Source organism: Thalassospira sp. CH_XMU1420-2, from assembly GCF_037029325.1.
In the GTDB taxonomy this organism is placed as follows: domain Bacteria; phylum Pseudomonadota; class Alphaproteobacteria; order Rhodospirillales; family Thalassospiraceae; genus Thalassospira; species Thalassospira povalilytica.
The window spans coordinates 283849-307798 of record NZ_JAYMEG010000003.1 but is presented as its reverse complement, the minus strand read 5'-3'; the positions used below and the strand labels follow the sequence as shown (position 1 = coordinate 307798).

The window sequence follows — 23950 nt, the reverse complement described above, 5'->3', positions numbered from 1 at the left end:
CCCCCGGGGGCATGGCATTGGCCGCCTACCCGACTTAACAAAAACGGGGCGCGAACGCCCCGTTTTGGAAATCTGATTTTTGCGTGCGAATGTCAGAATTCGACTTTGGCACTCAGGATTGCCTGGAACGGCTCCCCGATCTGGTTGCCCAGATTGTTGGTGCCGATCGAGGAGGTGTAATACACCTCGTCAAAGATGTTTTTCAGATTGAGCTGGAAGGTAATCGGGTTGCTGGCATCAATCGTGTAGGACGCAAACATGTCCGCAACCGCATATGCCGGAAGATCATAGGTATTGGTGTTGGTCCCCGGACGATCACCGACCGCACGGACACCACCGCCCGCGCGGAAGTTGCTGGCACCGGGCACCGCAGTCCCGAAATCATAGGCCAGGAAAAGCGACCCGGTATGGCGGGCCACATTGGCAAGACGCTTGCCCTTGAGTTCGGGATCCTTTGTCACCCGTGCATCGGTAAAGCCATAGCTTGCAATAATGTCGAGATTTTCGGTAAGCGCCCCGGCCACGTCAATTTCAAGCCCGCGCGAACGCACGGTTCCCGCCGCCTTGACTACGGTTTCGCCACCGACATCTTCGGAATAGGCGACGTTGTTTTTCTCGCTGGTATAAAGGGCGATGTTGGTCGTCAGACCATTGGCGACCTGGTATTTCGTGCCGACTTCATAGGAAATACCTTCTTCCGGGGCAATATTGCCGACATAGCTGCCGATCGAGGATTGCGGACGGAAGGTCTTGGCAACATTGGTATAAAGCGACAGTTGCGGCGTTACCTTATATACCAGACCGCCATTGGGGATCAGTTCCTGACCATAACGTTCGGTGTTGGTCACAAACGGCCGTCCCTTGCCCGCCAGAATGTCGTAATATTGCACACGCAACCCGCCGACCAAGATCCACTGGTCATTCAGATGCAGGGCATCGCGCGCATAGGCCGAAACGGTCGACAATGTTTCGGTCTGGTCACTGTCGCTGGCCGACACGTTCGTACATTCATCCAGATTGCCATAGACCGGATTATAGATATTGAAATTGGTGACGTTGCTACACCGGATCATATCCGTACGCAGCGTATCACTGTAATCATAGGACGTGCCAAACAGCAGCTCGTTCTTCAGCCCGGCCAGCTCGACCTCGCCAGTCAGATCGGCACGCACGGAATGCTTGATCAGGGTTGAATCCTGTGTCGCATCGGCGCGCCGGGTCACATCGCCGGTGCTGGCATTATAGGACCGCACACGTGCCTGGTTGTCGGCATATTTGTTACGGCTGAAGCTGTAATCAAAGCCAAGCTCCCACGCATCGCCAAGATCCTGATTGACTTCGAACTGGACCATATCGGTCTTGCCCTTGGTCACGTTATAGGGCTCGTCAAAGCGAATTTCCGGATCAACATTGACCGCCTTGCCGGTATTGAGATCAAAGATGGTCCCGCGGTCGAACGGCACACTGTATTTTTCGTGGAAGTAACTTAGCGTAATGTCGGTTTCATCGCCTTCCCAACGAAGGGACGGTGCGATTTGCTGGCGTTCGGTTTCCCCGAAATTGCGCCAGTAATCGGTTTTCTCGTAATCTCCAAGCAACCGGAATGACAGGGATCCGTCTTCCACCAGCGGTCCGGTCACATCAAACCCGGCATTGCCGCCGCCAAAACTGGTCAGGCTTGTATTCACCTCGCCACCGAATTCGGATTGCGGTTTCTTGGTGACGATATTGATCATCCCGCCGGGATCAAGAATGCCATACAATGTCGATGCCGGCCCCTTGACCACTTCGACATGATCGGCCGTGATGTTGAAGCTGCGCGGCGTGGCAACCTTAAGCCCGTTCACCAGAATGGAATCATCACGGTTCGATCCAAATCCGCGGCGAATGATTGCATCCTGCGTCGCGCCAAGTGTGTTGGTCTGCGTCACCCCGCTGACATTGGCCAGAACATCGTCAAGGCTGCGCGCATCCTGATCTTCGATAACCTGCGATCCGACGACATTGACCACCCGCGGCACATCAATCAACGGGGTCTTGGTCCGGGTTGCCACCGATGTGCTGACCGGCTGATAACCGTCAACCGCATCGTCGCCATCCCCGCTTCGCTGGCTTGCTGTCACGGTGACCGGCTGGGTCGTTACCGCTGTTGCAGTCTCGTCGGTTGACTGCTTTTGGGTTGGCTGGGCTTGCGCGACCTGCTGGATTTGGCTGCCGGCTTCTTGTTCGCCCGCGGCACGGGCATGGTTGACCATAACCCCGCTTATCGATACCGACGCCAGCAACAAGGCCCCGAATTTACAATGTTGCACCTTCATTCTAACCACACTCACAATTCCAGTTAATAATTATTCTTAATTACTTTGAGAGTGGTTATCATTGTCATTTATGTAGTAGTCAAACCCTAGTTTCACCCATTGCCACAAAACCGGCCTGTTTCCGACCTTTTTATGCCATTAAACACCGGTCGAAAACCGCTAAATCACCCCTGTTTTCGATAAAAAGTGAAAAAATATAACCGTTGGTTTCTTGACTACTACAGTCGCAAATGTTTCTCATTTGCTTTTGGAATCTGCGGAATCGCAAAGACTCACCCGATGATCAAAGACGCTCCATCACGCGATGTTGCCCCATTGGCAGCAGAAAAACTGCATGCTGCATTCCGCGAAACACCGGTTTTGCACGATATATCATTGTCCATTCCGCAAAACCGGCTCACGGTTCTGGTCGGGCCGAACGGTTCTGGCAAGTCGACATTGCTTTCGACTTTGTCGCGTCTGATGTCCCCGGCAAAGGGCACGGTTTACCTTGCCGGCAAGGATATCCATACCCTGCCCACACGCGATGTCGCCCGCAAACTGGGCATTCTGCCGCAAAGCCCGGTCCTGCCCGAAAGCCTTAATGTCTATGATCTGGTGTCGCGCGGTCGCTACCCCCATCAGGGACTTTTCCGGCAATGGAGCAATGCCGACGAAAAGGCCGTCCATCACGCGATGGAAATCACCGACACCGCAAGCTTTGCTCAAACACCGGTCAATGCCTTGTCCGGTGGCCAGCGTCAGCGATGCTTTATCGCCATGGCACTGGCACAGGAAACCGACATCATCCTGCTTGATGAACCGACAACCTATCTTGATCTGCGTTATCAGGTCGATGTCATGAAACTGATTGCCGAATTGTGTCGCAGCCACGGTCGGACAATCGTCACCGTTCTGCATGACCTGAACTTTGCCATGCAATATGCCGATCACCTGATTTTCCTTAAAGACGGCAAAATACATTGCACAATCGATGATCCGAAATCCTGTTCAGCCAACCTGATTTCAGATGTTTTTTCCACCGACGTCATCCGGCTGGTGGATCCGGATTCCGGCATCCCGGTTTTCATTCCGCGCCATAACGCTGGCAAGTCCCCTTTGCCATCCGCATCACCATCAAATGCCACCCCGGCCGGATGTGCACCGTGAGAACGGAACGGCTGCCAGGTGCCCATATGGCATCGCGTCCGATTCTTGGCCTTGCCGCCCTGCTGGTCCTGATTTCGACACTTTATCTTATGGTCGGGCCGCGTCTGATCGGGCTGGACAGCCTGCTTGACCTTGCAAACGGTTTTGATGCCGACAGTTTTGATCACCGGGTTCTTCAAACCATTCGCATGCCACGGCTTGTCGCGGCCCTGATCACCGGTGCGTGTCTCGGCCTGTCGGGTCTGTTGTTACAGGGGCTTTTGCGCAACCCGCTGGGTGAACCCCATATTCTGGGACTGAATGCCGGGGCGACACTTGCGGTAGTTGTGGCAACAGCAGCCCCAATGGGCCTTGCCACCGACGGCATTGTCCGCCCGCTGATTGCCGCGACCGGTGGCGGTTTGCTGTTTCTGGCGACGATTGTTTTTGCCTCTGCCGGGAAATCGGGCATGACGTTGCTTAAGGTCACCTTTTGCGGCATTGCCTTTTCCGCGCTGGCATCGGCTGTGACATCGGCCATTCTTATTCTTGATGATGACACCCTTGATCAGGTGCGTCTTTGGATGGTCGGGGATCTGGCCGGGGCCCGGATGGATACCCTTTGCGCGTCTTCCTGGTTGCTGGCGCCAGCCGTGATCGCCGCGCTTTATGTTTCAAGCTGCCTGAATGCGCTGGCACTTGGCGATGATGTGGCAACCGGACTTGGCATTTCCGTTCGGCGGGTACGCCTGATCGGTATCATTGCCGCCGCCCTGTTTTGCGGGATCGCGGTCGCAATCGCAGGTCCGATCGGCTTTGTCGGGTTGATTGTGCCCAATCTGGTGCGCCGCTTTGTCAGCGATTACCGATTATCCGTACCGCTTGTCGCATTGGGTGGTGCGGGTTTGCTGGCCCTTGCCGATCTGGCAGCCCGGCTTGTGATGCTGCCCCATGAAATTCCTACCGGACTTGCCACCGCCTTTGTTGGCGCACCGGTCTTTATCATTCTGGTGGCAAGGGCGCTGCGATGACCATGCCATTCAAACAGCCCCGTGCCACAGGCTATCGCCAGATCAGGATCGGCCGCCTTGAAATGCGCCTGCATATCGTGCGCACCGTCATCCTTGTCCTTGCAACATCGGGCCTGATTACCGGGGTGTTCTGGGCAATCACACTGGGCAGTCAGGATATCCTGCCGGCTGGCCTGATCGCCGTCATGTCGGGGGATGTGACATTATCCCCCACGGCACAGGCGATCTTGACAGAACTGCGCCTGCCACGGGTTGTTCTTGCCGTTTTGTGCGGGGCGATGCTGGGGCTTTCGGGTGCATCGATGCAGTCACTGACCCGCAATGGTCTTGCGGATCCGGGGCTTCTTGGCGTGCGTGAAGGGTCCATTCTGGTCATTTTGTGCCTGACCCTGTTTGGCCCGTCCCTGCCCGCCATTTCATATCCGATACTGGGCACGATTGGCGGTTTGCTGGTGGCCGCAATGACGGTTGCCATCGCGCGATCGACCTCGAACCTGCGCTTTGTACTGATTGGTATCGGGCTGTCGTGGTTTTTATCGGCACTGGTGGCCATGATCCTTGTGTCGCTTGATGCCAGCGACGCCCAGCCATTGCTTCTTTGGATTACTGGCAGTCTGGCATCCGCCACCTGGGACATCGTCCCGGTCGCAGCGGGACTTCTGCTTGTCAATTTTGTGCTGCTTCTGGGCTGCGCACGGGCATCTGATGTCATGTCCCTTGGCGCACAGACCGCCACCGGACTTGGTGTGCGGCTTGGCCGGACGTCGGCGATCCAGCTTCTGGCAGCAACCATGCTTTCGGCAACATGTGTCTCGACCATTGGCGGGATCGGCTTTATCGGCCTGATTGCCCCGCACCTGAGCAAACTTGTCATTGGCAACCAAAGCCAGGCATCGGTTCTTGCGGCCAGCGCTCTGGTGGGCGGGCTGTTGTTGCTGGCATCCGATACCATTGGCCGGGTTGCGTTTTTACCCCTGCAACTGCCAGCCGGCATTGTTCTTGCCGTGATTGGTGTGCCGGTTCTTCTGATCCTGCTTTGGAAACGCCGCGATGAACTTTAGGACGATTTTGATGGCAATACCCGTTGTGTTTTCATGCAATCAGCACCCGGTTGCGCGCCATCGCATTTCCCCGCGCCCCCTGTCTCCTCACTTCATATTCCGACGGGTCAAAGCCGCTATTGCCGCCTTCGTCGCAGTCCTTCTGTGGGGCATGACCGTGCAGGCAAAAACATTCACCGATGACCTTGGCCGGGATGTCGAGGTGCCGGACCATCCGACGCGGATCGTTTCGCTATATGATGTGGATGTCACCATTCCGCTGATTGAACTTGGCGTTTTTCCAATCGCCAGCCATGGACGTATCGGCCTTGACGGGACGCCATATTTGCGGTCATCCCGGCTTTTGACCGGGGTGGATTTTGACAATTCCGACATCCGCTATATCGGATCGACCGAGATTGATCTTGAAACCATCAATGCCCTGGCGCCCGATCTGATCATTACCGCCCCGGGCCGGGCCAGTGCAATCGAACCGCTTCAGGCAATTGCACCGACGGTTTCACTTGATGCCGCGCGGCTGGGTGGCCCCCATGTTTATCAAAAGCTCGCCGAACTGACCGGACGGCAAGATGCCCTGAAATATCTAGAATCCCGTTATCAGGCCAATATCGCCGCCCTGAAACGCAATCTGAACCCGTCTGACATCTCCGTCAGTGTGCTTCAGCCCCTTAATGGCAAGATCAATATCTATCATACCTATCGATCACTGGGGCGGGTGCTGCGCGATGCCGGGTTCAAGTTCCCCGCACTGATTGACAATATCGCCCCTTCCGGTCGCCTTCAGGTCAGCCCGGAATATCTTCCCGATCTTGATGCCGATTACATATTCGATCCGTTCCGCGATGACCGCAACAATGGCGCCAAGGCCGAAATCAGGGCAATGAACGATATCTTTCCCGATTTCTGCCGTTTCCTGCGGGCCTGCCGCGACGGCCGCTATATCCTGGTGTCGCGTGAAATCGCGATTTCGAATTCCTATGGCGCGCTTTCGATGATGACCGCCCTGATCACGTCGCACATTGTTGCCGACCGGTTCCGACCGCCATCCGGCCCCGCGACCAAATCACCGGAAAACGCACCGAAACCCTGAATGCGGTGCGCCGCCTTACACCGGCATCACCGCCTGTTGCATCCTTCTTCAAATCGGGAGTAGCCCGTGTCCAAGAACTTCACTGAAAATCCCGTTGATCGTTTTGCCGAACGCATCAATGCCCGCGCAGACCGCCTGTCCCCCAGCATGCAACTGGTTGCCGAATATATCCGCGATAATCTGAGCGCGACCCTGTCACAATCGGCCCTTGAGATCGCCCACATCACCGACACATCCGATGCCACGGTGATCCGGACTGTTCAGGCGGTCGGCTTTACCGGTCTTCGCGATCTTAAGGAAACCATCGAAGGTTTCTTTATCGCCACCAATTCGCCAACCGCAAAAATGGCGTCGACAACATCGGATGTCGCCAATGATGCCGATACCGCCATCGATTTCATGGTCGAAGATCAGCTTAACGCCATGCGCGAACTGGGCCAGCCCCACAACCGCGCCGGAATGCGCAAGGCGGTCGAACTGCTGTCTGGTGCCAACCGGATCGGTGTATCGGGGATTGGGGCATCTGGCATCATCGCATCCTATGCCGCCCGTCTTTTTTCCCGCAGCGGCTATCCCGCCTATGAACTGAACCGCACCGGCATATCATTGGCCGAACAATTGATCGAGGTCGGACCAGGCGACGTTATTGTCATGCTCGGTCATGGCCGCCTGCATCGCGAAGCCAGCGCCACCGTTGCCGAGGCCGAACGCCTGTCGGTTCCCCTGATCGGGATTGTCACATCCGACAAAAGCCCGCTGATCAAGATCGCCGAAGCCGCAATCGTCCTGCCGCGTTCCAAAAGCGATCAGGTCGCCCTGCACGCCCCCATGATGTGCTGCCTTGAAACCATGATGATCGGTCTTGCTGCGGCCAATCCGGCCAAGCCGCTTGCCACACTTGAACGCATCGTTGAAATCCGCAACCGCATCCGCCCGAAAAAGTAAAACCGCCGCTGCTGTCACGACGCAGGACGCGCGCGGCTTGGCACGGAAAGGTCGAAACATCCGGATAACATATTGATAAAAAAGAAAAAATGGCGATCCCTGCAGGACTCGAACCTGCAACCTACAGATTAGAAGTCTGTTGCTCTATCCAGTTGAGCTAAGGGACCGCTGGGTGGGGGTGGTTTGCTTATCCCCCGGGGCATGGCATTGGTCGCCTACCCGGCATGTTTGCAGAGTTTAACGTCCCCTGTCAGACGAAACGGGGCGGATGCCCGCCCCGATGGTATGGTCAGCCGGTAACAGCCAGTCCGCAATCAGACAACGCGTTTGAACGCGAAATTGTCGGCATAGGACTTGATCTGGACCTTGCGCGGCTTGGGCTGTTCGATATCGGCGATCAGCTTGTGCTTGGCGGCAAAGGCCTGGGCTTCTTCAAGGGTATCGAAATACATGCGGACCTGGCCACGGGTATCGGTTGATCCGATCCACCCCATCAGCTGATCGGCGACTTTTTTCGCACCCGGTTCAAATTCCATAACCCAGTGCTTGGTCGCAGCCTGACCGGACTGCATGGCGTTTTTGGCAGGTTTATAAACACGGACCTTCATCGGGACCCTCGTCTTGACCGTCGGGATAAGATGGATATGGCAGTTTAACGGGCCTCTCTAACCCCTGCCAATACTTCATCTTTTACACCTTTTGTCGCGAATTGGAAATCCTGTTGGATCACCGTCAGACAACAAAAAGGGAAATGGTCGGGAAGGCGAGATTCGAACTCGCGACCCCCTGCTCCCAAAGCAGGTACGCTACCAGACTGCGCTACTCCCCGACGCGGATGTGGATTTAGCACCATAATGCCGGGTGGGCAAGACCGCATTATGCGTTTTTTCCGAAAAACATGCACAAAAACCAAAGGCCGCAGATATGGTCTGCGGCCTTGCTATTGCTGATTGATCTTTTGACTGTGGGCGGGTTGGCCACAACGCCCTAGCGCGGCAGGCCTTCTACCTTTTCGCCAACCTCAAAGCCCATCTTGTCGGCCGAGCCACCATTCAGCTCAAGCACGAAGCGCACCGGCTTTGGCGACGGGATGATGGTTTCCGATTGCGGTACCGTGCGCTTTTCAATGCCGACAATCGTGCCACTGGCATCAATGAACAACATATCAAGCGAAATGAAGGTGTTCTTCATCCACATTGAAATGTCACGTGCGCCGCCGAAATCAAACAGCATCCCTGCATCACTGGCCATTTCGGTGCGGAACATCAGGCCGCGCGATCGTTCTTCCGGGGTGACGGCCATTTCGACATTATAGACCTCACCATCGACGAGAATGCGCGATCGTTCAAATCCGGTTGCCTTTGCATTAAGCCCCGCAACCACTGCTGCGCTGATAAAGCACACCACCAAAGCCATCTGAATAAACGACTTCATACCCCATACCCTCTTAGTCTTCTGACGCGTTCCCGGACCTCGTCCCGGATTGCGCCACCCCGCCATGGATCCGCCAAAGTTGTAAACAACTCGTTGGCCGGCTGTCTGCCACGACTATGCGACCATTTTATGACACGCAGGATATTTTCCGCTGTGATGGGTAACACAGGTGGTATTTCGATCCCGTTAATGGTCGCCCACACCCCGGACCAACAGCGCGCAACCCCATATGGACTATATCCTCCGCCGCCAAGAACAAGACTTCTTGGCGCCAATCTGGTCATCGCCCCCACGACTTCCCAGATCGATTGATTGCCCAAAAGCTGTTTTGAAAGCGGATCCTCGGCAAGAGTATCACATCCACATTGTAAAACAATAGCTTGTGGTGCAAAACTTAATGCAAGAGGAATCAAATATTCAAAAAGAACGAACCGCATCTCGTCGTCATTCATCCCGCCCGGCATGGGCAGGTTGCGGGCCATGCCACCGGCCACGTCATCAATCGCGCCGGTCTTGGGCCATAAATCTTCCTGATGCATGGAAACGGTCAGAACCCGGTCATCTTCGGCAAAGGCATATTGCACGCCATCCCCGTGATGGGCGTCAATATCAACATACAACACCCGATCCAGCCCCGAATCGAGAAGCGCATAAATCCCCAGAACCGGGTCGTTGAAGTAACAAAACCCCGATGCCCGGTCGCGCAATCCGTGGTGCGTCCCCCCGGCCGGATGATGGATGATGCCGCCATCGGCAATCAATTGCGCCGCCAGGATCGATGATCCGGCCGCAGTCGCCGGACGCCGGAAAATTTCCGGATAGATCGGATTGCCATTTTTACCCAGACCAAACCGGACCATGACCTCCTCGGGAAGGGACTGGTCACGTTCGGCCTGCATGACGGCATCGACATATTCCGGGTCATGAAACCGCGCCAGTTGATCGGGCGTTGCCACCGGCCCCGTCAAATAGGTGCTTTCATCCACCCAGCCCAGCGCATGCACCATATCGACCACCAGCGACACCCGCGGGATCGCCAATGGGTGTTTCGGCCCGTAACTGGACCCGCGGTAAATTTCGGCGGCAATCATGCGCGGGGTTATGTCACCCCGACGATAATCAGGAAGGGTTTCGGGCAAGATGGTCACAACAGATGTCAGTCAATTTCAACGGCAGGCTCCCCACAGCATTGCGTGCATTCACGCCATTCTGCAAGGCCTGATTACAGCGATCTGACACACCGATCTTCGTTCTTTATCGCGCGCAGCGCCTGACACAAATTGTCACAAAACTTGACGGACGCGTTTTGACTGCGCATAGTCCCGTCATCTCCGGGGGGGCCGATCGTAAATCGGCTGAGAGGTTCGGTGTTGCCGAACGACCCTTTGAACCTGAACCGGTTAAGACCGGCGTAGGAAGGATCGAATGCGCGACACAGAACAAGCGCCCCAGCAGGCGCAAAATCCAACCAGTTTCGATATCCACCTGTCGGGTGCCCGTGTGGCATTTGGCGGCGTTGATATTTTTGATGATCTTGATCTGACCCTTCGGGCCGGAAGCTTTACCTGTTTGCTCGGTCCCAGCGGCGTTGGCAAAAGCACGCTTTTGCGCTTCCTTGCCGGTCTGGTCGAAGGCGATGTTAGCGGTAACATCACCTGTTCGGATGGCGGCATCCTTAAGAACCGCATCGCCTATATGGCGCAGCAGGATTTGCTTTTGCCCTGGCGCACCGTGCGCGAGAATGTCGAGCTTGGCGCGGTCCTTCGCGGGGAACGTCCCGATCATGCGCGCGCCGAACACCTGATCGCCGAAGTCGGTTTGACCGATGCAGCCCACCTACGCCCGGCAAAGCTTTCGGGGGGCATGAAACAGCGTGCCGCCCTTGCCCGCACCCTGATGGAGGACCGCCCGGTTGTCCTGATGGATGAACCGTTTTCAGCCCTTGATCCGGTCAATCGATTACGTTTGCAGGAATTGGCCGCACGGGTTTTGCGCGGCAAGACGGTATTGCTGGTAACCCACGACCCGCTTGAAGCATTGCGTCTTGGCGATCATGTTCATGTCCTGTCGGGTGCCCCGGCCACCCTTGCCGATGCCATCACGCCAGATGGTCAAAGCCCGCGCAACATCACCGATCCCGCCATTTTGGCCCAGCAGGCCGAATTGCTGCGCCAACTTGGTGCCGATATTGCCCCCGGATTTGGGGCGGAGGCTTTGTCATGAGCCTTCAAAACAATCCTCATACCCATAAAAAACCGCTGACAGAACGCCGCTGGCTGATGCTTGCCCGGCCCTTGATCATTGTGGTTGCGCTGATTGCAACTTGGCAGGCGCTGGTTCTGATTACCGGTGCGCCGAAATACATGCTGCCAACGCCCGCAGATGTCTGGGCCACCCTGTTTGCCCGGCATGATGTGCTGCTTGATCACGCGCAATATACCATTGCCGAAACGGTGATTGGCCTGTTTGCCGGTGCGGCCCTCGGCACGCTGGCCGCCATTCCGATGGCGCTGTTTTCGCCGGTCCGGTTCTGGTTGATGCCGATCCTTCTGGTGTCGCAGGCCATTCCGTTCTTTGCCTTGGCACCGCTTCTGGTTCTTTGGCTGGGCTTTGGTCTGGCATCCAAGATTGCCATGGCGGCCCTGATCATTTTCTTCCCGGTGACAGTCGCCTTCTTTGACGGGTTGGCACGCACTGAAAGCGGCTGGCTTGATCTGGCACGGACCATGGGGGCCAGTCGCTGGCGACTTTTGACCCATATCCGCCTGCCCGCTGCCCTTCCGGCCTTTGCATCGGGTTTCCGGGTTGCCACCGCTGTGGCCCCGATTGGCGCGGTGATTGGGGAATGGGTGGGGTCCAGTCACGGGCTTGGCTATTTGATGTTGCATGCCAATGCCCGGGTTCAGATTGATATGGTTTTTGCCTGTCTTCTGATCCTGTGCGCCTTTTCGATCACGCAATATTTCATTGTCGATCGCGTCCTGCGCGCAGCCCTGCCCTGGCAGCCCGACAGCCTGAAACCGGTTCGGTAATACAATTCCCCGCTGCCAAATCGGCCGCGGTTTAAATCCTCATACAAATAATTTGGCGCATCTTACGGAGGTTCATCCATGTCACGCCTTAAATCCATGATCACCGCGACCGCATTGGGCGCAATGGTTCTTGGCACGTCCTCAACGGCCTTTGCCGCCGACAAGCTGGTCATTCTGCTGGACTGGTTTGTGAACCCGGATCACGCACCGCTGATCGTCGCCAAGGAAAAGGGTTTCTTTGCCAAGCATGATCTTGACGTTGAACTGATCGAACCAAGCGACCCTTCCGCCCCGCCGCGCCTTGTTGCTGCCGGTCAGGGCGACGTTGCGGTCAATTATCAGCCCCAGCTTCACGTACAGGCGGCCGAAGGATTGCCGCTGACCCGTATCGGGACGCTGGTTGCGACCCCGCTTAACAGCCTGATCGTTTTGGAAGATGGCCCGATCAAGGAAATCGCGGACCTTAAGGGCAAGAAAATCGGCTATTCGCTGGCCGGGTTCGAAGATGCGCTGCTTGGCACCATGCTGGGCAATCACGGTGTGTCGATGGATGATGTAGAGCTGATCAATGTGAACTTCTCGCTGTCGCCGTCGCTTTATTCCGGCCAGGTGGACGCGATCATTGGCGGATATCGCAACTTTGAGCTCAACCAGATGGAAATCGAAGGCAAACCGGGCAAGGCATTCTATGTCGAGGAAGAAGGCGTTCCGCCCTATGATGAGCTGATCCTGACCGTACGCAATGACAAGGTCGATGATCCGCGCTTTGCCCGTATGCTCGCCGCCCTTGAAGAAGGCGTGCAGTACCTGATCAACCATCCCGATGACAGCTGGAAGGCCTTTATTGCGGCCTATCCGAACCTTGATGACGAACTCAACATCAAGGCATGGGCCGATACATTGCCGCGCTTTGCCCTGCGTCCGGCCGCCCTTGATAAAAACCGCTATGCGCGTTTTGCCGATTACATGGTGCAGCAGGGCCTGATTGCAGAAAGCCCGGCACTTGAAACCTATGCCACGGTGATTGAATAAAATTCAGTCCCCCCTGCTTCCGCAGCGCTTTCCCGGTGGATGCGGAAGTTTCAGGAAGGCCGGAACGTGTCCCCCGCGTTCCGGCCTTTTTCATGCGACACCACTCACGAAGCGTGTCATTGGCACTTGCGTTTACCTTCTGGTCACCAGACCTTGTGACAGACATAATCACATGATTGTTTTGATGGCAGGAACAGACGCGTGCAAACCCAATCCCGACCCGATCACCATACCGAAACCGGTTTTGAAAACCGCCATCCCCTGCCCGATCCGGTCAAGCGGTCGTTCTGGCGGTTCCTGCGCCGGCGCTTCTTTGGGAAGGATAACTGGCCAAAGGCAAAGCATCAGATCGGCAAAATCGCGACCGAAACACCTGATTTTGAGGCCATCCAAAATCCCGACCCGACCCGTTTGCAGGTCACCTGGGTCGGTCATGCCACGGTTCTGGTGCAATATGGCGGGCTTAATATCCTGACCGATCCGGTCTTTTCCGACCGCGCATCACCGTTCAAGCGACTGGGCCCGAAACGATACAGCCAGCCGGGCTTAAGCATCGACCAGTTGCCCAAGCTGGATCTGGTGTTGCTGTCACACAATCATTACGACCATTTCGATCTTGCCAGCTTGACCGTTCTTGGCGATGTACCGCGTTATGTGTTGCCGCTGAAAAACGGACCGTTGCTGGAAAAGGCAGGCGTCACTCCTGATCGCTATGTTGAACTTGATTGGGATGAAAGCCACCATCACGGGGATGTCAAAATCACCCATGTGCCGTCCAACCATTGGTCAAGCCGCACCACCAAGGACCGCAAGGAAATGCTTTGGGGTGGCTATATTCTGGAATTCGCCGATGGTTACCGGTTCTATTTTGTCGGCGATACCGGCTGGAACGAGGCCCTGTTTAGCGAACTGGGCCAGCAGCATGGCGGGATTGATTTCGGCCTGATCCCGATCGGGGCCTATGATCCGCGCGATTTCATGCGCAATTCCCACTGCAATCCCGAAGAAGCCGTTCAGATCATGCAGGCAATGGGCGTCAAACAGGCACTTGCCATCCATTGGGGGACATTCGTTCTGACGGCCGAACCGGTTGATGAACCGCCCAGGCGACTGGCATCGGCCCGCAAGGAAGCGGGTCTTGGCGATGATGACTTTATTGCCCCGCCGATTGGCGCGACCAGGTTCTTTGCAGGCAAGCAGGCCACGGCGGCCCCGGAACCGCATGCCAATTCGATCAGCGCCGAATAACAAACAAAACCGGCAGCGCGCAAACGCTGCCGGTTTCGTCCGATCCACGACCACCCATTGGGAGACGGGCGATCCGCATCGTTTCTGATCTGCAAGGAAACGCCGTCCTGCACACCATTAAAGATACGTTATAACATTACATTTGTTCTGCAAGGAAATTCTGAAGAGATAACGGGATGATGTGACGTTGCTTACACCATCCCGTCCAAACTTTGATAATGCGGGATTTAGACCCGCGTGCGCGGACGACGGACAGAACCGTCTTCAAACCGCGAAAGCTCCATCCCCGCAAGGGTAATTGATGGCTGACCGGTGGTGATCCAGTCTGCCAGAACCTTGCCGACCACCGGCCCCATGGCAAATCCGTGACCCGAAAATCCGGTGGCGACAAAGAAGTGTTTGGGATTATCGAACTGATCAATGACCGGCACGGCATCCGGGGTGACATCAATATCACCGGCCCATTTATCAACGATGCCGACCTGTTTGATTTGCGGGAAAACCTTTTGCAGATTGGCCATGGCGTTGCTGACACGCACCTTATAGGGTTCGGCCTGATTGGTGCGCCGTCCGATCATTGGTTGTTTCGATGCTTCTGATCCCGGCAGACGATCGACCAGATCATCAAAGAACCGCTTGTTAAAGTGGAACTTGAAAGTCGCCCAGTTATCAAAAAGTCCCGGCGCAAAGGCCTTGGCATATTTGAAACGGCCAAGGGTCAGATCAATATCGGTCATGAATTCATCGGCAATATTCATCGACCCGTCAGTGCGCTGTCGAAAGGCCAGACCGGCAGCAAGCGTCCCGGCAGCCGAGATATCGGGCACGGGCGTTGTACGGATCACGGTGCCACGCGTGGTTTGCTGCGGCAGTCGGCGGCCGAATTTGGCAACGAATTTATGGGTGGCGGCACCGGCCGCACAGATCACATATTTGCATTTGATTTCGCCCTTTTCCGAAACCACCGAACTGATCGCGCCCGCGGTTGTTTCAATCGAAAGCGCGCCGCATCCCTCGGCAATCACCGCGCCCATTTCGCTGGCACGTCTGGCGATGGCCGGTGCAGCTTTTTTCGGTTCGGCCTGCCCGTCCGATGGCGTGTAAATACCCCCGACACCGGGTGTTGTGATGCCCGGTGTGATGTTCTCGACACCCTTTGGTGACAGCACCCGGGTTTCAATATCAAAGCCCTTGGCGTCTTCGATCCATTGTTCGTAATCGGCCATTTCCGCGTCATCGCGCGCCACAAACAGAACCCCGCCCTGACGCCATTCAAGATCGGCATTCAGTTCCTTTTCCAGTCCTTGCCAGATGCGGTTGCATTCGATCATCAGCGGCAATTCAACCGGATCGCGCCCCTGCTGACGGACAAATCCCCACGCCCGGCCTGACTGATGGGATGCAATCGTATCCTTTTCCAGAAGAACCACCTTCATCCCCGCCTTGGTCAGGTAATAGGCGCTGGAAGAACCATGGATTCCGCCACCGATAACGACAACGTCGCATTCCTTTGGCAGGGTGATTTCGGGGTAATTGGTCATGTCGGGGCCTCTGGATTGGATTACAGTTTGGTGTGTGGCGCGAACCACGTTATGTTGCGCGGCAATAAATCTCAACAAAATCAGGTAGCCACCATGTCTGATCACGCAAAAAACCAAAAACCGGCCACCATCACCGCCCAGGCACTGGGCTGGGTTGATGATGCAACCAAGTCGGTCACACCGCCGCTTTATCCGTCAACCACGTTCGAGCGTAATACCGATCTCAGCTATCATGACGGGCGCTGCTATACGCGCGCCGATAACCCGACCTATGATCAGGCCTGCCAAGTATTAAGCACCCTGGAAGGTGGCAGCGAAACCCGCCTGTTTGCATCGGGCATGGCAGCGGCTGTTGCCTGTCTTCATGCCCTTAGCCCCGGCGATCATGTTGTCGCCCCCAAGGTGATGTATTGGGCGCTGCGCAGCTTCATGCTTGACAGTGGCGTGCGTGCCGGTCTGTCCTTTGACTTTGTCGATAACGCCGACATTGCGGACTGGGACAAGCATATTGTTGCGGGCAAGACCAAACTGGTGTGGCTTGAAACCCCGGCCAACCCGGACTGGCAGATCACCGATATTGCGGCTGTTGCCAAACTGGCGCACAAGGCCGGCGCAAAGGTGGTTGTCGATAATACCGTTGCCACCCCGCTTTTGACCCGCCCGATTGAATTTGGTGCCGACATCGTCATGCATTCGGCAACCAAATACCTCAATGGTCACAGTGACGTTCTGGCCGGATCGCTGACCACGGCATCCGACAGCGAATACTGGCAACGTGTGTGCAAACAGCATGCATCTGGCGGTGCGGTTCTTGGTGTGTTTGAAACATGGCTGTTGCTGCGCGGGCTGCGCACGCTTTCGATCCGTGTTGAACGCGCATCGGCCAATGCGATGGCCATTGCCAAACATTTCGAAAACCACCCCGAAGTCGAACAGGTCCAGTATCCGGGCCTTGCAAGCCACGCCGGGCATGATATCGCGGCAAAACAGATGACGGGTGGATTTGGCGGCATGCTGTCGATCCGGGTCAAGGGCGGCGAAAAGCGCGCGGTTGATTTCCATAACCGGTGCAAACTTTTCAAACGGGCAACGTCACTTGGCGGTGTCGAAAGCCTGATCGAACATCGTTCTTCGGTCGAAGGCCCGACAAGCCCGGTTCCCGGTGATTTGCTGCGCCTTTCGGTCGGGATCGAGGATGCAGATGATCTTGTTAACGACCTGGAAACAGCATTGCGGTTAAGCAAATAAACCGAACCATCTATCAATCTGGAATTTCACGATCGATGTCAAAGCTCCCTCTTCGCTGGCTTCACGCAAATGCATTGTTTCGCAATGCCGGTGTGATCGCCGCAATTGCAGGGAGCTTTGTCTTTTCCAGGCACAGCATCGCGCAGACGCAGGAACCAGCACCGGTACAAATACCAGCCGGTACCGGCAGCCATCATGTCGCCGACATCAATGCGCTGCCGCCTGCGCCCGGTCTTATTTTTGATCGGCGTGCTGGCGAATACATCATGTTTGATGAACTTGTGCGTCGTTTGTCAGACCGGAAATATATCCTGATCGGTGAAAAACACGACAACCCGATCCATCACCATCACCAGTCCCAACTGATTGATGCGCTGACAAAATCCGATCAACGCCATAGGGCCGTGGTCTGGGAAATGTTTACCCGCGATCAGCAAGGTCTTCTTGATCAAAGCTGGCAGGAAGTTCCGGTCTCCGACCTTGGGCAGACACTGGAATGGGAAGAACGCGGCTGGCCGTCATGGCATGACTATGCCCCGATCGCCGAAATCGCCAAGACACATGACCTGACGATGGTGGCGGGCAATCTGCCAGATGATCTTTTGCGGCCAATTATTGCCGAGGGCACGGCGGCACTGCCTGCGACACTGGCGACAAAGCTTTCGCTGCCCGACATGCCCGACGAGATTATGGAACGGTTCCGTGTTGAAATGGCCGAAAGCCATTGCAACGCCCTGCCCAAAAGCATGCTGGGTGGCTTTTCAACGGTTCAGTTCGCCCGTGATGCGTCCCTTGCCCGCGCCATGACCGATATCGCCAATACCGCCGATCATGACGGGGCATTTTTGATCGCGGGCGCCATGCATGTGCGCCACACCATTGCTGTTCCCTGGCATATCAGCCGGTTCGAACCCGGTCTTGATGCCAATGACATTGCAGTCGTCAGCCTGATCGAAGTCGACGATCCAAGCGACAATCCCCCCAAACCACAGGACTATGCCGAACGGTTCGGCAATCGGGATGATGTCGATTTCATGTGGTTTACCAATGACATGGCCCACAAGGACCCGTGCATTGATCTTACAGTCGGGCAATAATCCCGATAGCGGCCTGTTTACCGCCAGATATCCGGATATGCCGTATCCTGATCGGGATTACTTGATGCGCCGTGGCAGCCAGTCGGTTGTCGCCACGGGTTTGCCCTTGTGCGATCGCATGACACGCGGGCGCACGACTTCCTTTGCCTCTGGCGTGGTGGCACTTTTGCGGACCGATGCATAAAACTCCACCAGCTCCGTATATGGAATGATGGTTCCGATCCCTTCCTTATAGGCCTTGGTAAAGGGCGGATGGTTGCGCACCGTCATGCTCAGATGTTCGACCGTGTGATGACCAAATTGCGACCAGATGCTTTCAAGGAAATGGGCCGTTTTCGGGTCAATCGGTTTGAGCCGCACATCAGGACGGCTTTCTTCCATCACCGCATAAAGGTTGGGTTCGACCGGCCCGAATTCCTCGGCGACGAAGATCGCAGGCATCAGCATATTGCCGTGATAATTCGCCCCGTAATAGGCCTGGGCCAGATACAGCAAACGGTGCAATTTTTGCGGTTGCAGATATTCGTTATCGTTCAGGGCAAGATCAATGAATCTGAACGCTGCTTCGAAAACTGTGTTGAGAACCGGCTTGTTCTGCATTCCTGGCCCGATGGTCTGATGGGAAGATGCCCCATCATAAGGCCTATGTCATATGGCAACAAGCACCGGCAACTTCGATCGGGGAAATTTTGCAGGCAGATATGCCCCCGCGATGATCGCCAACACCCCGGTCAAATCCGGGTCAAACCGATGCATCAAGCTGACGACCACGCACACCAACACCATGCGCCACCGCATTTACCAGCGCATAAAAGGACGTGCCGCTATTGGCTGACAGGTCAAAGGGGATGGATGGATCAAGCATGGATGCAAAATCCTGATCAGACTGGACGTCCATCGCACCTTCGCGGTCACTTGCCCGCCGGGCGGCAGACAATGCGCGCTGTTCGGTTCGCTGATCTTTGTGATCTCCCGGGTTGCCCTGCCCCGGCTGGCGCTTGTTCTTGCCGTCGATATAGGCATTGAACAAAATGCCGTCATCATCCGGGTTATAGGAATAATGCTGAGAGGATTCTTCGATCTGCGTACTGCGATCAACTGTCGACACACCGCGCGCACCAGCAGCCGCAAGTCGGCCATACTGGCTGACCTGTGAGGTTGTCTGTGCTGTTTGGAGCGGTGTGATCATTTCCTCTTTCCTGCCGCAGGGCGGCGAACCAATTCAACCCAAGCATTATACATCAATATAATGGGGAATGGCAGAAATTTCAAAGATCCGGCGGTACTGGGCCTGTTCAGTCGCCTTCGAACTCGACCAGATGGAATTCCTCGATACCGCGATCACGGATCTTTTGCGCCCCGCCCAGATCGGGCAGATCAATGATAAAGGCACAGGCGGCAACTTCTGCGCCAACCTTTTCAACCAGATCAATTGCCGCCAGCGCAGTTCCGCCCGTTGCAATCAGATCATCCATGACAAGAACACGGCTGCCCGGCTTGATCGCATCCTTGTGGATTTCAATCACGTCGGTTCCGTATTCCAGTTCATATTCCACACCGATGGTTTCGGCCGGCAATTTGCCCTGTTTGCGGATGGTGACAAACCCCACGCCCAGAGCAAGTGCCACCGCCGGACCAATGACGAAGCCGCGTGCTTCGATCCCGGCGATCATGTCGATTTTCTTGTCCTGAAATTCTGCGGCAAAGCTGTCGATGACTTCGCGCAGACCGTCGGCATCTTCAAACAGGGTCGTGATGTCGCGGAACATGATCCCCTTTTTCGGGTAATCAGGAATGGTACGGATCAACGACTTAATCGACATGGGATACTCCGGCCAGCTTTCAGTTGGTTCGCATATCGCGCACACAGAACCCGGTCATATCCGGGCTTGCTGCGCATACGGCGACACTTGATGCCTGAAAGCTGCCGGAATGGCAAGCTTCATCAAAAAGCTGCACCAACGGCCGGAACGCCAAATTGCGTTCAGGCGGCGTGCGGTGTCATTGCACGTCCTTGGGCAACTCCCTGGGCACGTACATGGGCACGGTGGTTTTGCGTTCGCATTGCGACGAAATCATTTGCCAGCTTTTTGCTGATTTCCGCGCGTGTTCCGCGCGGCAGTCCGGTCTGGGCGGCCTGGCGATTGCCCCAGACCGCACGATAAAGACGGTAATCATGGTCATTGATCTGACCGAATACTTTTTCGACTTCCATCAGAGTTTGGACGTAACTCTTTTTCATGTCAGCCATCCTGTTGCTCGTTAGGCATTCGCACATCATTGCGGCGAAGGAAATGCACCGTTTGCCGATGCGCGTTTTACAGCAGCGATATAGTCCGGTGTTCGTGGCCACTCAACTGCATGACGGTGACAAGATCAGGAAGATTTTGTGACAAACTGCCCCAATTGAAAAACGGCCCGCTTTTCGCGATGAAAAGCGGGCCGTTCCGGATGTTTTTTTTAGATCGCAAGCAAACGCGACGGGTATCAGTTTACGGTTTTTGCCGCCTGTACCTTGGCTTCTTCGTCGATCTGCTTTTGCAGCGCATCGCCATACTCGCCATAGATCCGCCCTTCGAGCGACAGCTCAAGAAAACGGATATAGTCGTTCTGATCGGTAATCTTGGCGCGTGCGACTTCGATCACGTCAAACGGGCTTGCGGCATCCAGATCGTATTTACGGATCAGACCCAGCATTTCCGCGGTGATCTGATCAAGCTTTTTGCGGGTGTCGCTATAGGAAAGCGTCATCTGCCGGTCCTGTTCATTCCAGTAGGTTGGGTGCGAAACTTATTGGCCTGCTTATGCCTTTTCCATCACATCAAAACAAGCCCTGTGCAGTCTGCTCGGGGATCAATCGCGCACCCATTGCGCATCGAGTTGCCCCCGAACCGTCCCGATATCATTGATGACTTGAGTCATATCAAGGCGGGACTTTGACGATCATGCATTGTTCCAACTATTCAGGACAATGCGAAACCGGCCGAACAAGGTGTCTGTTTCCGTCATCGCACCGGGGAATGAACATGAAAATTCTGTCTGCCTTCAATGCAATGGGCATACGCAAACGCTTTATGTGGGCATCGGCATTTGGCGTGACGTCAACCGTTGTCATTGCGCTTTTGATGATGACCGTGGTTGAAGAAAACGCGATGGACAGCAAGTTGCGTCAGCTCAGCGAAAATGAACTGACCTCATTGCATGCGCTGATCGTCAATGTCATGGCGGCCCGCCCCGATGATGTCGATGACATCGGCATTCATGTCTTCAATAACTGGTTTGACAGTCGCAATGCGGATTATCCCGGTGAACTTTGGTCGGCCTGGGGACCAACGACACAGGCATATATGGAAGAATACGGCGACAAGCCGATCAAAACCCCGCGCGACGACATTGATATCGAAGCCATCGAAACAGGCAAACTGATCGGGCGCTATACCGAAAACGGCACCTATCGCATGTCGATGCCGATTGTCCTTGGTGAAACCAAGGGGGCCGACCGCGAGGTCTGTTTTAGTTGCCATGGCGCGATGGATGCCCAGAAAGGCGACGTGATTGCCGTTCTGTCTTCAAGTCTTTCGGTTGCCGCCGAACAGGAAAAAACCAACAAAATTCTGATCGGCATCGTTCTTGGCGGTCTGGCCATTGCCATCGCCACCATTATTGGCATGCGCATATTGCTGACCCGGATCGTAACCGCACCGCTTTCCGATCTTGGCCGGGACATGACCGAACTTGCCCAGGGCAATACCGATTTTGACATCAACGCCCTGTCGCGCCGGGACGAGATCGGACGCATGGCCAAATCGGTCGAGGTATTCCGCACCAACGCCATTGCCAAAAAACAGATGGAAGCCGAACAACAGGCCGCCTCCCAGCGGCGTGAAGAACGGATGAAAAAGCTTGAACAGCATATCGGCAATTTCGAAGGCGTCATTGCCAAGATTGTCGGTGCCGTATCAAGTTCGGCCGGTAAAATGCAAACCACCGCCAATGGTCTGGTTGAAACCGCCGACCGCGCAAGCAAAAGTGCAACCACGGTTGCCGCCGCCTCCGAACAGGCCACGGTAAATGTGCGCACCGTCGCCGATGCGGCCGACCATCTGTCTTCTTCCATTTCCAAAATTGGCGAACAGGCCGATGCCTCCACCCGGGTTGCCGCGGAGGCATCACGCGAAGCCGAACAATCATCGGAAACGGTTCAGGGTCTTTCGGAAGTTGCCGGTCGTATTGGTGAAATCGTCGCCCTGATCAGCGACATCGCCGGGCAGACAAACCTTCTGGCACTGAATGCGACGATCGAGGCTGCCCGGGCTGGTGAAGCCGGCAAGGGCTTTGCCGTGGTCGCAGCCGAGGTCAAAAACCTTGCCAACCAGACAGCCCGCGCCACCAACGAAATTGCCGATCAAATCACTGCTATTCAGGAAGAAACCGGTAAAACAGTCAGTTCCATGGCCGATATATCGGATGTGATTTCGCGCATCACCGAAATGGCCCATACCATTTCAACCGCGGTCGGCGAACAGGCCGACGCCACGGACGAAATCGCGCGAAATGTCGAACAGGCCGCTATCGGCACCCAGGAAGTCAGCAGCAATATCGAACAGGTCAGCAACACCGTTGCCGATACCGATCACGCCGCCCATCAGGTTCTTGATGTCGCGCGTGAACTTGGGTCCCTGTCTGATGATTTGCGCTCCGAAGTTGACCGTTTCCTTGCCGACATTCGGGCCACCTGACCCAGACATCCGTTTTCAAAACGGATACATTCCGATAGTGATGCATCTGGCGACAGAACATCCCGCACAGGTTGTTTTGTCGCCAGTCTTGTATTTTGCCCCTTGCAGGCAAAAATGAAGATTTATGCAAAACATTCCGGCATCTGGCACACCATACCGGGGACGGCCCCGCAGATTTTCGTTCATGCTGATTGCGATATGGGCAACCATGCTGCTTTGGGCGCCTGATCTGTATGCGTCGGATAACCGGTTGCGCAAAAGCTGCCATCAGCTGATTGTTTCCGGCCACATTGATTATCCGCCTTTCAACTATACCGAACATGAAACCTTTCGCGGGGCGTCGATTGATCTGATCCGTCTGATTGCCCGCAAAATCGGGGTTCGCGTTGAAATCCGAAATGTCGGCCCGTGGATACGGGCGGTAAAGAACCTGACGGACGGGGATATTGATCTTCTGGTGGCGATCTATAAGACGCCGGAACGCGAAGCCCGTTATCTTTATACCCTGCCCTATGCCGAAGACCCGATTGTCATGTTTACCATGGCCGATGCGGCATTTGATTTCCGCGACTGGTATGATCTTGTCGGCAAGGTCGGCGTTACCACACGCGGCGACAGTTGGGGGGCTGATTTTGATCAGTTCATCGAACAACATCTGACAATGATGCGGGTCAATACAACCGACCAGATGATCGACATGATCGCCCGGAAACGGGCAAATTATGGTGTCCAGGGGCTTTATACCCTTCAACGATCCGAACGGCGCGCGTCCCTTGGCACCGACATCACCATTTCAAACACGCCGATAAAATCCGAAAAGATGTATATGGCCTTTTCCAGATTGTCGCCCTGTCGCAATCTGATCGACAAGGTCAATGCCGCGATTACCGATTTTGAAAAAGACAAAACGATCGCCCGGCTGATTTCAAACTATGTCCACCGCAACGGTTCATGATTGTTCATGACTGTTCCGAACCGTGCGGGTCCGTCTTTGCGCTGTTTTAGA

Annotated in this window: 23 protein-coding genes, 2 tRNA genes and 1 riboswitch; of the genes, 13 read left to right on the top strand and 12 right to left on the bottom strand. The window is 55.4% G+C overall.

Annotated elements, in window-relative coordinates; genetic code table 11:
- Positions 1–92: 92 nt before the first annotated feature.
- On the bottom strand, positions 93–2318 hold the full coding sequence (locus tag WA429_RS11095) for a TonB-dependent siderophore receptor (protein WP_287466085.1): 2226 nt from the start codon (positions 2316–2318) through the stop codon (positions 93–95).
- 279 nt (positions 2319–2597) lie between these two features.
- Here WA429_RS11095 and WA429_RS11090 point away from each other — a divergent pair, with 279 nt between their 5' ends.
- From WA429_RS11090 to WA429_RS11070, 5 genes are all read left to right on the top strand, one after another.
- On the top strand, positions 2598–3467 hold the full coding sequence (locus WA429_RS11090; protein WP_287466084.1) for an ABC transporter ATP-binding protein: 870 nt from the start codon (positions 2598–2600) through the stop codon (positions 3465–3467).
- A complete protein-coding gene (locus WA429_RS11085) occupies positions 3464–4477 on the top strand; it encodes a FecCD family ABC transporter permease (RefSeq protein WP_287466083.1) in 1014 nt (337 codons plus the stop codon). Before WA429_RS11090 ends, WA429_RS11085 begins: the two co-directional genes overlap by 4 nt.
- Positions 4474–5538: a FecCD family ABC transporter permease gene (locus WA429_RS11080; protein WP_287466082.1), complete on the top strand. Its 1065-nt coding sequence runs from the start codon at positions 4474–4476 to the stop codon at positions 5536–5538. Before WA429_RS11085 ends, WA429_RS11080 begins: the two co-directional genes overlap by 4 nt.
- A gap of 10 nt (positions 5539–5548) precedes the next feature.
- A complete protein-coding gene (locus tag WA429_RS11075; protein WP_287466081.1) occupies positions 5549–6628 on the top strand; it encodes an ABC transporter substrate-binding protein in 1080 nt (359 codons plus the stop codon).
- Positions 6629–6694: 66 nt separating this feature from the next.
- Entirely contained in the window at positions 6695–7573 is an 879-nt protein-coding gene (locus WA429_RS11070; protein WP_068519287.1) for a MurR/RpiR family transcriptional regulator, read from the top strand.
- Positions 7574–7663: 90 nt separating this feature from the next.
- On the opposite strand, the gene WA429_RS11065 is transcribed toward WA429_RS11070, so the two are convergent.
- The 5 genes from WA429_RS11065 to WA429_RS11045 form a co-directional block, all read right to left on the bottom strand.
- Positions 7664–7740: transfer RNA gene (locus WA429_RS11065), tRNA-Arg, on the bottom strand.
- 147 nt (positions 7741–7887) lie between these two features.
- Positions 7888–8181, bottom strand: a complete 294-nt coding sequence (locus tag WA429_RS11060; RefSeq protein ID WP_068519286.1) for an ETC complex I subunit — start codon at positions 8179–8181, stop codon at positions 7888–7890.
- 144 nt (positions 8182–8325) lie between these two features.
- Positions 8326–8402: transfer RNA gene (locus WA429_RS11055), tRNA-Pro, on the bottom strand.
- Positions 8403–8560: 158 nt separating this feature from the next.
- Complete coding sequence (locus tag WA429_RS11050; protein WP_068519285.1) at positions 8561–9007, bottom strand: DUF192 domain-containing protein; 447 nt, start codon at positions 9005–9007, stop codon at positions 8561–8563.
- A complete protein-coding gene (locus tag WA429_RS11045) occupies positions 9004–10155 on the bottom strand; it encodes an acetoin utilization protein AcuC (protein WP_287466080.1) in 1152 nt (383 codons plus the stop codon). Before WA429_RS11045 ends, WA429_RS11050 begins: the two co-directional genes overlap by 4 nt.
- A 175-nt stretch (positions 10156–10330) precedes the next feature.
- Positions 10331–10442: riboswitch (TPP riboswitch) on the top strand.
- Here WA429_RS11045 and WA429_RS11040 point away from each other — a divergent pair.
- The 4 genes from WA429_RS11040 (at position 10433) to WA429_RS11025 (ending at position 14319) form a co-directional block, all read left to right on the top strand.
- A complete protein-coding gene (locus WA429_RS11040) occupies positions 10433–11230 on the top strand; it encodes an ABC transporter ATP-binding protein (protein ID WP_287466079.1) in 798 nt (265 codons plus the stop codon). (Overlaps the previous riboswitch by 10 nt.)
- Positions 11227–12039 (top strand): ABC transporter permease, encoded by an 813-nt coding sequence (locus WA429_RS11035; RefSeq protein WP_287466078.1) that lies wholly within the window; start codon positions 11227–11229, stop codon positions 12037–12039. Before WA429_RS11040 ends, WA429_RS11035 begins: the two co-directional genes overlap by 4 nt.
- A 78-nt stretch (positions 12040–12117) precedes the next feature.
- Positions 12118–13071, top strand: coding sequence for an ABC transporter substrate-binding protein (locus WA429_RS11030; protein WP_287466077.1), 954 nt, complete (start codon positions 12118–12120; stop codon positions 13069–13071).
- 201 nt (positions 13072–13272) lie between these two features.
- Positions 13273–14319 (top strand): MBL fold metallo-hydrolase, encoded by a 1047-nt coding sequence (locus WA429_RS11025; RefSeq protein ID WP_287466075.1) that lies wholly within the window; start codon positions 13273–13275, stop codon positions 14317–14319.
- A 227-nt stretch (positions 14320–14546) separates the two neighbouring features.
- On the opposite strand, the gene WA429_RS11020 is transcribed toward WA429_RS11025, so the two are convergent.
- Entirely contained in the window at positions 14547–15860 is a 1314-nt protein-coding gene (locus WA429_RS11020) for an NAD(P)/FAD-dependent oxidoreductase (protein ID WP_287466074.1), read from the bottom strand.
- Positions 15861–15953: 93 nt separating this feature from the next.
- On the opposite strand from WA429_RS11020, the gene WA429_RS11015 reads away from it, so the two are divergent.
- Positions 15954–17108, top strand: a complete 1155-nt coding sequence (locus WA429_RS11015) for a trans-sulfuration enzyme family protein (protein WP_287466072.1) — start codon at positions 15954–15956, stop codon at positions 17106–17108.
- A gap of 35 nt (positions 17109–17143) precedes the next feature.
- Positions 17144–18205, top strand: a complete 1062-nt coding sequence (locus WA429_RS11010) for a ChaN family lipoprotein (protein ID WP_287466071.1) — start codon at positions 17144–17146, stop codon at positions 18203–18205.
- Between the two features lie 57 nt (positions 18206–18262).
- On the opposite strand, the gene WA429_RS11005 is transcribed toward WA429_RS11010, so the two are convergent.
- The 5 genes from WA429_RS11005 to WA429_RS10985 form a co-directional block, all read right to left on the bottom strand.
- Entirely contained in the window at positions 18263–18805 is a 543-nt protein-coding gene (locus tag WA429_RS11005) for a Panacea domain-containing protein (RefSeq protein ID WP_068519279.1), read from the bottom strand.
- Positions 18806–18947: 142 nt separating this feature from the next.
- Complete coding sequence (locus WA429_RS11000; protein WP_287466070.1) at positions 18948–19394, bottom strand: hypothetical protein; 447 nt, start codon at positions 19392–19394, stop codon at positions 18948–18950.
- A 106-nt stretch (positions 19395–19500) separates the two neighbouring features.
- Positions 19501–20028, bottom strand: a complete 528-nt coding sequence (locus WA429_RS10995; protein WP_068519277.1) for an adenine phosphoribosyltransferase — start codon at positions 20026–20028, stop codon at positions 19501–19503.
- A gap of 161 nt (positions 20029–20189) precedes the next feature.
- A complete protein-coding gene (locus WA429_RS10990; protein ID WP_156480878.1) occupies positions 20190–20447 on the bottom strand; it encodes a hypothetical protein in 258 nt (85 codons plus the stop codon).
- Between the two features lie 245 nt (positions 20448–20692).
- Complete coding sequence (locus WA429_RS10985) at positions 20693–20956, bottom strand: hypothetical protein (RefSeq protein WP_068519275.1); 264 nt, start codon at positions 20954–20956, stop codon at positions 20693–20695.
- Positions 20957–21231: 275 nt separating this feature from the next.
- Here WA429_RS10985 and WA429_RS10980 point away from each other — a divergent pair, with 275 nt between their 5' ends.
- Both WA429_RS10980 and WA429_RS10975 read left to right on the top strand, forming a co-directional pair.
- Complete coding sequence (locus WA429_RS10980; RefSeq protein ID WP_287466068.1) at positions 21232–22944, top strand: methyl-accepting chemotaxis protein; 1713 nt, start codon at positions 21232–21234, stop codon at positions 22942–22944.
- Between the two features lie 184 nt (positions 22945–23128).
- Positions 23129–23899: a substrate-binding periplasmic protein gene (locus WA429_RS10975; RefSeq protein WP_228195175.1), complete on the top strand. Its 771-nt coding sequence runs from the start codon at positions 23129–23131 to the stop codon at positions 23897–23899.
- Positions 23900–23950 lie beyond the last annotated feature (51 nt).